Genomic DNA, 7,022 nt, shown 5'->3' with positions numbered 1-7,022 from the left:
TTGAGGTACTCATTTTTTAGCATTTGAGCCTCTTTTTCACTTGCTTTTCTTCTTTTATTTTCCGACTCTGAGAATGAATACTCACACCCTTGTAAAAAACCTACACCTGTCAGCCACACCTCCCACCCTTCCCACCCTTCCCACACCTGGATTTCTCACAAGAGAGAAATCCAGGCGTATACACGCCAGTCCTATTCATCTTGCATTTTTACAAAAATTTTTTGCTTTTACTGACAAACTGTCTCAATAAATCTGATAAGATATGCTCAAAGCTTATTGAATATATATATCAATAAGTTTGGCAATTATATAGCTAACATCAGATATGGCATCCAAAGTCCAGAAGCTTTAGCCAAATAAGATGCAAAACTGCTTTTTGTCTGTTGAGAACAACAGACATAGTTTATTTTGCTGCAAATATCATCGCTAAGAGCTAGATATTTGTTGATTATCAATAGTAAACTTTCTCAATATTGGGGTTGAAGATGTCGCAAAAAATTGGCTTATTCTACGGTACTCAAACAGGTAAGACTGAATCTGTGGCGGAAATCATTCGGGATGAGTTTGGTAATGGTGTAGTCACACTACACGATATTTCTCAAGCGGATACTGTTGATTTTGAAGAGTATCAATATCTGATTATTGGTTGTCCTACTTGGAATGTTGGTGAATTACAAAGTGATTGGGAAGGCTTTTTTCCCGAACTAGACGACATAAATTTTAGTGGTAAAGTAGTTGCTTATTTTGGAACTGGCGACCAAATTGGATATGCTGATAATTTTCAGGATGCAATGGGAATTTTAGAAGAAAAGATTTCTCAACGCGGAGGAAAAACTGTCGGCTATTGGTCAACTGACGGTTATGACTTTAACGATTCTAAAGCTTTAAAAAATGGCAAATTCGTTGGGTTAGCTATTGATGAGGATAATCAATCTGATTTAACAGATAAACGGATAAAAGATTGGGTATCCCAGTTAAAAAGAGAGTTTGGTTTGTAGTGTGAGTATCAGAATTTAGGGCAGGAATTACGCACATATATAGACAATTTTGGTGCGTAATTTCTGATCCTGACAGTTTATATACCTGATGATTGAATGTCATAAATCTTTGAGGTTATAGAGTTTTTATGTATGATGATATTGATGTTGTCTGGATTAGTTCTAGTCCTGTATTGCAGCGTTTCGATCAACCCTTATTACAATACATCTCGCAATATGTAAATGTAGCTCAGTGGGAATATCGTTCCGGTAAAGATGAAGGCAGTTCCATAGATGAGGCTGTAGATTTATTGGATGAGTTTTTATCAGCATGTGCTTACCCAATAAATTTAGCAGGTCATGGTGCGGGTGGTGCGATCGCTCTGACTTATGCGCGGCGATATCCCGAAAAAGTGCGATCGCTTGTGCTTTTATCTGTCGCCTCTCAACCTGCAAACACTTGGCATGTCCACTATTATCTGCAACGACAATTATTTCCTATCAGTCGTGAACAGATATTAGCAAATACCGTTCGTCATCTATTTGGTGAACAACCACATAACACTACCAAAAAACTAATCGCCGTATTAAAGAGAGACTTAGAGCAAACACCTTTATCCCACTCTCTATTTAAGTTAATTGACTTACCTACAGGTGGCGTTTCTATGCCAATGATGGTTTGTGGGAGTCAGAATGATCCGATTGTCAATTCCCCAACATTAGAAAAATGGTTGAAAATGTTTAAACCAGAAGATGATTTCTGGGAATATTCCAAAGGATATCATTTCTTTCACTACTTCTACCCCCAGCCAGTTGGAGAAGCCATATTACGCTTTTGGCAACCATATCATTCACCAATCATAGCTAAAACTCAACTATTTTCTATCACTTTGAAAAATTAACCACAGACACTTTATTTATTCTCCAAACTTTATCAAACAAACTTCTCTCTCTTGTCTCCTTCCTCTATTTCCCAAATAGAACCTCCGTACATACTCTAGGGTCATAAATACTTCCCTAGTTAATTTTTATCTAACATTTAGACAGCGACAAAATCAACTCTTGTCGTCTGTTTTTTGCTGTTTAATTACTCCTAATTTCTAATTGTTAAGTTTTGTAATACCTATTGCTATTAAGAATAATTTTCAATAAATTAGATTTGTAAGCAACAAACCAACTATTAACTTCAAGCTTAAAATTCTCTCTAGTACAGGTTGGCGTAAATAAACAGACCATAAGAAATTGCTCAAAGGCTTGTGGTATCAATATTCCTTCTTTTTCCTTTTGCCCTTTGACTTTTGCCTTGTTGTATCGGTTATTGTGTCAACTGTTGAACTTTGAAGTTAATTAGTCACTACTTGAGTATTTCTAGCAACAACTCATAGATTAGAAACCAATGCAGACATACGATAATCCCAACGTCAAATATGGTTGGTGGGTTGGTAACGCCCGCTTTGCCAATCTCTCTGGCTTATTTATCGGCGCACACGTAGCCCAAGCCGCACTTTCGATGTTTTGGGCAGGGGCATTTACATGGTTTGAAATCTCTCGTTATAAGCCTGAAATTCCGATGGGAGAACAAGGACTCATCCTGCTTCCCCATTTAGCTACTTTGGGTATTGGTATTGGTGCAGCTGGTCAGATAGTCGATAGCTACCCTTATTTCCTCATCGGAGCCTTGCATTTAATCTCGTCCGCCGTTCTGGGAGCAGGTGCGCTATTTCATACCTTCAAAGCACCACGCAACTTAAAAAATACAACTGGTTCTGCACGTAAATTTCACTTTGAATGGAATGATCCTAAACAACTTGGGTTGATTTTAGGTCATCATCTTTTATTTTTGGGTGTAGCTGCTTTATTATTGGTCGGCAAAGCTATGTTCTGGGGAGGGCTATACGACTCCGTAACTCATGCTGTCAGAGTAGTTACTAACCCTACCCTCAACCCGTTGGTTATCTATGGCTATCAAACTCATTTTGTAGATGTTAATAACCTAGAAGACTTAGTTGGTGGTCATATCTATGTAGGTTTAATCCTCATTGGTGGCGGGATCTGGCACATTATTCAAGAACCTTTACCTTGGGCGAAAAAGCTCTTAATCTTTTCTGGAGAAGCAATTCTTTCTTACTCTTTAGGTGGTATTGCCTTAGCTGGATTTGTTGCAGCTTACTTCTGTGCTGTCAACACCTTAGCTTATCCTGTAGAGTTTTATGGTGCGCCCTTAGAACTGAAACTGGGTGTCACTCCTTATTTTGCCGATACTGTTAAGTTAGCCAATGGCGATTTTAGTTCTAGAGCATGGTTAGCTAACGCCCACTTTTTCTTAGCTTTCTTTTTCTTACAAGGTCATTTGTGGCACGCCCTAAGAGCTATTGGTGTTGACTTTAAAGAAGTTGAAAAATCATTGAATGCCATTGGCAGTATTGAATAATCAGTCGTCAGTTGTCAATTGTTGACATCGATCTCTGAGTGATAAGGATCAGTTTAACGTGCTGAGTCTATACAAACTCAGCACCTTTCTCAAGAGGACAGATAACAGTGGTAATTTCTACTGATAAAACCTTTGCAACCAATACAAAATTAGCTTGGTTAATTGGTAATTCCCGTTTAACCGATTTATCTGGTCAATTATTAGGCGCTCATCTGGCTCATGCAGGATTAATTATGTTTTGGGCTGGGACAACTACTATCTCAGAAGTTCTGCGCTTTGTTCCTGATCTTCCTATGTATGAACAAGGTTTGACTTTATTACCACACTTAGCAACTTTAGGTTGGGGAGTAGGTGCTGGGGGTAAAGTAGTTGATACCTATCCTTATTTTGTAATTGGTGTATTGCATTTAATTGCATCTGCGGTTTTAGGTGCAGGTGGACTATTTCATGTATTTCGCGCCCCAGCGATTTTACACAACAACGGTGGCAGAACTGCAAGATTTCACTATGAATGGAATGACCCTAAACAATTAAGTTTAATTTTAGGACATCATTTAATTATTTTAGGTTTAGGGGCATTCTTACTTGTGATCAAAGCCATGTTTGTTGGTGGTATTTATGATACTCATTTAGGTGATGTCAGCCTAATTAATAACCCGACTCTCAACCCTATTGTAATTTTTAGTTATTTAGTAGGGTTAAAAAATCATGCTTGGCATCCTTTAGGAATAGCCAGCGTTGACAACCTAGAAGATGTCATTGGCGGTCATATCTGGATTGGAGGAATTTTAATTCTGGGTGGTATCTGGCATATTCTCCTACAGCCATTTGCTTGGGTCAGAAAATTTTTACCAATCAAAAACGGGGAAGAAATTCTAGCTTACAGTTTGCTTGGTTTAGCTTTAATGGCTTGGATTTCTGCTAGTTTTGTGGGATATAACACTACAGTTTTCCCCACAGAGTTTTACGGTTCAGAACGTTTTGTGGCAACAACTACCCAATTAATTCTCGGAGTCTTAGCCTTTGTTGGCTATGTTTGGCACAGTTGGAGAGCGCGTAGCATTTCCTAATTATTTCTATTTTCCTCTTTCCTCAACATTAGCTATTCTCATGTTCCTTCCTTTGCCTACGGTTGAATTTTTGAACTGTAGGCAATTTCTTAAAACTTTTTTGGAGTAATAAATAGCGATGGCTATAATTTTATGTGCCTTATTAGCCTGGACAATCATGGTTTTATTATTTTGGAGTGTGTGGACAACTCTCGAAAAAGGAATTAGTTTTTTGTGGAGGTTACATCAAATTCCTTGTCATAAGTGCGAGTTTTTTACTAATGACTATCGGCTTAAATGTACAGTACACCCAAAGAAAGCCTGTTCAGAACAGGCGATTAGCTGTCTTGATTTTGAGCCAAAAACGGCTGCTTGTAATGCTTGTCAATCAGGGCGCATTTGGAAGTTAGATAAAAAAGGCTGATCAGCAAATTAATTTTGTATGTGTAGAACTTGGAAAACTGCGTATTTAACCTATTCTTAATTGACTCTCATGAATACTAACTCTGATTTTTTGGCTGAATTATGTGACTTTCTCTATCCTCGTAATCCATATCATGGACAATTAAAAGCAGAGAATATAACGTTCAATGCACATCTACAAGATTTTTCTCAACGAGTTAACTATATTTGTAGTTTACAAACAGGAGGGAAAATTTCTGCTGAAGACGCTTACAAACAAATTCACCAACTTTGGAAGCAATTGAAACAAATCAAGAAATCTCTAGAAATTGATGGTAGGACAGAAGGCAGTGGTTCGACTACGCTCACCAACCGTTAGGCTACGCTCACCAACCGTTAGGCTACACTCACTAACCGGAGGTAAAAATAAACCCCTCAGACTGAAGTCTGGAGCTATACAAACAAAGCCTGTGAATGCAGGCTAACACACAATGATTTCTGAATCAATGCGATATATTGAGCCACTATAGCAGTCTTAGTTGGTGTGTGAATAACAAAGACAAGGGAGACAAGGAGGAGGGGATAGACAAGGGAGAGGAAGGTTTATAAATCATTTAGGATTGCTATACAATCCTCATTCAGCAGATACTTTTTCTTCATAGTCGGGTAAAATCTTTTCCAAATTTCGGAGCAGTGGCACACTAAATCCCGCTAACCCTACCAAAAACATACACACCGCACAAATTACATATAACATTGCCAGTCCCCCAGCCGTACCAGCCCCGAATATTCCTCCTAAATTACTCACCATACTACCTTCTTGACTAAAAGCAGGGATAAATACTTTATCTGCTAGGGGGCCAGCAACTAAAACGGCAACAGCTGAAGCTAATTGTAAAAGCAAAGAGCGTGCAGCAAAAACCCTTCCTTGCACATTAGGCGCTACTTTAGCTAACCAGATTGCGTTATCGGCGCTTCCACCGGCTGTAAAACTTAAAGAACACAAAAATTGTGGAGGAATCCACACCCACAAAGTTCGACCTAAACCAAATACTATTTTTGTTAAACCAACACCCATCATTCCCAGTAAAATACCTCTAATTTTGTCTTTGAAACCTCCCCACTTATTCACAATTAAGGCTCCCAACACACCACCAAATCCTGCGGCTGTGATTAAGTTACCCAGCACTAAAGTATCATTACCTGTGCGGGCGAGAATCATGGGTATGTAAAGTGAACCTCCTAGGTCGTGGGCAAAGAAAAATAATAAGTTAATGACTAATAGTAATAGAAGGCTTTTGTGGGCAGTCAGGTAACGCACACCATACCCTAAATTTTGCCAAAAATCTTCTTGTTTTTCTGCTGTTTGGCTAGGCTGGAGAATAGGTATAAATAAAATAGTGGAAATGGCAACAATAAAAGTGGAAATATCAATTAGCCAAATGCCAAATAAACCAATTACTTGATAAAAATATCCTGCTAAAGCAGGCGCAATAATAATTGCACTGTGATGAGATAAAAACTCAAGACTGCTGGCACGAGTATAGTGTTGTTTAGGTATCATTAATGATACTGATGCAGAGTAAGCTAAATATTGAAATTGGCTAAAAGTACCTACAAAAGCTGCTGCCACATAAAGATGCCAAATTTGTAATAAATTGTTGATATATAAAAATAGGAGGGTAATAGTTGCAAGAACAGCAACAGTATCACCAAACATCATTAATAATTTCCGGTTATAACGGTCTACAATTATACCGCTAATGGGAGTAATAATAATGCTAGGAAGTAAGCCAAAAAAGCCTACGAGGGCGAGAGTAGTTGCTTGTCCAGTGGTTTCCCATGCCCAAATTTCTAAAGCAATGCCGGTCATTTGGCTACCAATCCCCGAAACTAGTTGACCTAGCCAAATAATGAGAAAGTTCCGTAGGCTGGTGTTAGTTGGTTGTTCTGACATTAAATTTGACATTATAATTATTGGGTTACCGGGAAATAGAAAATGAGTTTTTGAGGAAGGAGTGAGGCCTCATAAATTAGTGTTTAAAATCATGAATCAATCAAGATGTTATACCATTTTGGATTTTAGATTTTAGATTGGGTAAGGGTTGATCGGTAAGCTTTTGAGCCATCAATCTGTCGCAATCATTTTTTAATTTTGTATTA

General features: G+C 38.2%; 7 protein-coding genes. 6 read left to right on the top strand and 1 reads right to left on the bottom strand.

Translation table 11 applies throughout. From position 1 onward, the window contains the following. Positions 1-485 precede the first annotated feature (485 nt). From fldA to H6G79_RS09280, 6 genes are all read left to right on the top strand, one after another. A complete protein-coding gene (gene fldA, locus H6G79_RS09305) occupies positions 486-998 on the top strand; it encodes a flavodoxin FldA (protein ID WP_190588336.1) in 513 nt (170 codons plus the stop codon). 128 nt (positions 999-1,126) lie between these two features. Further along, positions 1,127-1,879, top strand: coding sequence for an alpha/beta fold hydrolase (locus H6G79_RS09300; RefSeq protein ID WP_190588337.1), 753 nt, complete (start codon positions 1,127-1,129; stop codon positions 1,877-1,879). Between the two features lie 494 nt (positions 1,880-2,373). After that, positions 2,374-3,408, top strand: coding sequence for a chlorophyll a/b binding light-harvesting protein (locus H6G79_RS09295; protein WP_190588338.1), 1,035 nt, complete (start codon positions 2,374-2,376; stop codon positions 3,406-3,408). 107 nt (positions 3,409-3,515) lie between these two features. Continuing rightward, a complete protein-coding gene (locus H6G79_RS09290; protein ID WP_190588339.1) occupies positions 3,516-4,478 on the top strand; it encodes a chlorophyll a/b binding light-harvesting protein in 963 nt (320 codons plus the stop codon). Positions 4,479-4,596: 118 nt separating this feature from the next. After that, positions 4,597-4,881: a hypothetical protein gene (locus H6G79_RS09285; RefSeq protein WP_190588340.1), complete on the top strand. Its 285-nt coding sequence runs from the start codon at positions 4,597-4,599 to the stop codon at positions 4,879-4,881. A gap of 69 nt (positions 4,882-4,950) precedes the next feature. After that, positions 4,951-5,238: a hypothetical protein gene (locus tag H6G79_RS09280; protein ID WP_190588341.1), complete on the top strand. Its 288-nt coding sequence runs from the start codon at positions 4,951-4,953 to the stop codon at positions 5,236-5,238. Between the two features lie 255 nt (positions 5,239-5,493). Here H6G79_RS09280 and H6G79_RS09275 read toward each other — a convergent pair whose 3' ends face one another. Further along, positions 5,494-6,816, bottom strand: coding sequence for an MFS transporter (locus H6G79_RS09275; RefSeq protein WP_190588585.1), 1,323 nt, complete (start codon positions 6,814-6,816; stop codon positions 5,494-5,496). Between the last annotated feature and the right edge of the window lie 206 nt (positions 6,817-7,022).

The sequence above is a fragment of the Anabaena sp. FACHB-83 genome (assembly GCF_014697485.1).
Taxonomy (GTDB): domain Bacteria; phylum Cyanobacteriota; class Cyanobacteriia; order Cyanobacteriales; family Nostocaceae; genus Nostoc_B.
The sequence above is the reverse complement of the archived record's forward strand: the minus strand, read 5'-3'. Positions and strand labels throughout refer to the sequence as shown.

What these genes read in the sequence shown, in the direction of transcription:
- H6G79_RS09280 (WP_190588341.1), top strand. Translation starts at nt 4,951, where the DNA reads ATGAATACTAACTCTGATTTTTTGGCTGAATTATGTGACTTTCTCTAT.
- H6G79_RS09295 (WP_190588338.1), top strand. Translation starts at nt 2,374, where the DNA reads ATGCAGACATACGATAATCCCAACGTCAAATATGGTTGGTGGGTTGGT.
- fldA (WP_190588336.1), top strand. Translation starts at nt 486, where the DNA reads ATGTCGCAAAAAATTGGCTTATTCTACGGTACTCAAACAGGTAAGACT.
- H6G79_RS09275 (WP_190588585.1), bottom strand. Translation starts at nt 6,816, where the DNA reads ATGTCAGAACAACCAACTAACACCAGCCTACGGAACTTTCTCATTATT.
- H6G79_RS09285 (WP_190588340.1), top strand. Translation starts at nt 4,597, where the DNA reads ATGGCTATAATTTTATGTGCCTTATTAGCCTGGACAATCATGGTTTTA.
- H6G79_RS09300 (WP_190588337.1), top strand. Translation starts at nt 1,127, where the DNA reads ATGTATGATGATATTGATGTTGTCTGGATTAGTTCTAGTCCTGTATTG.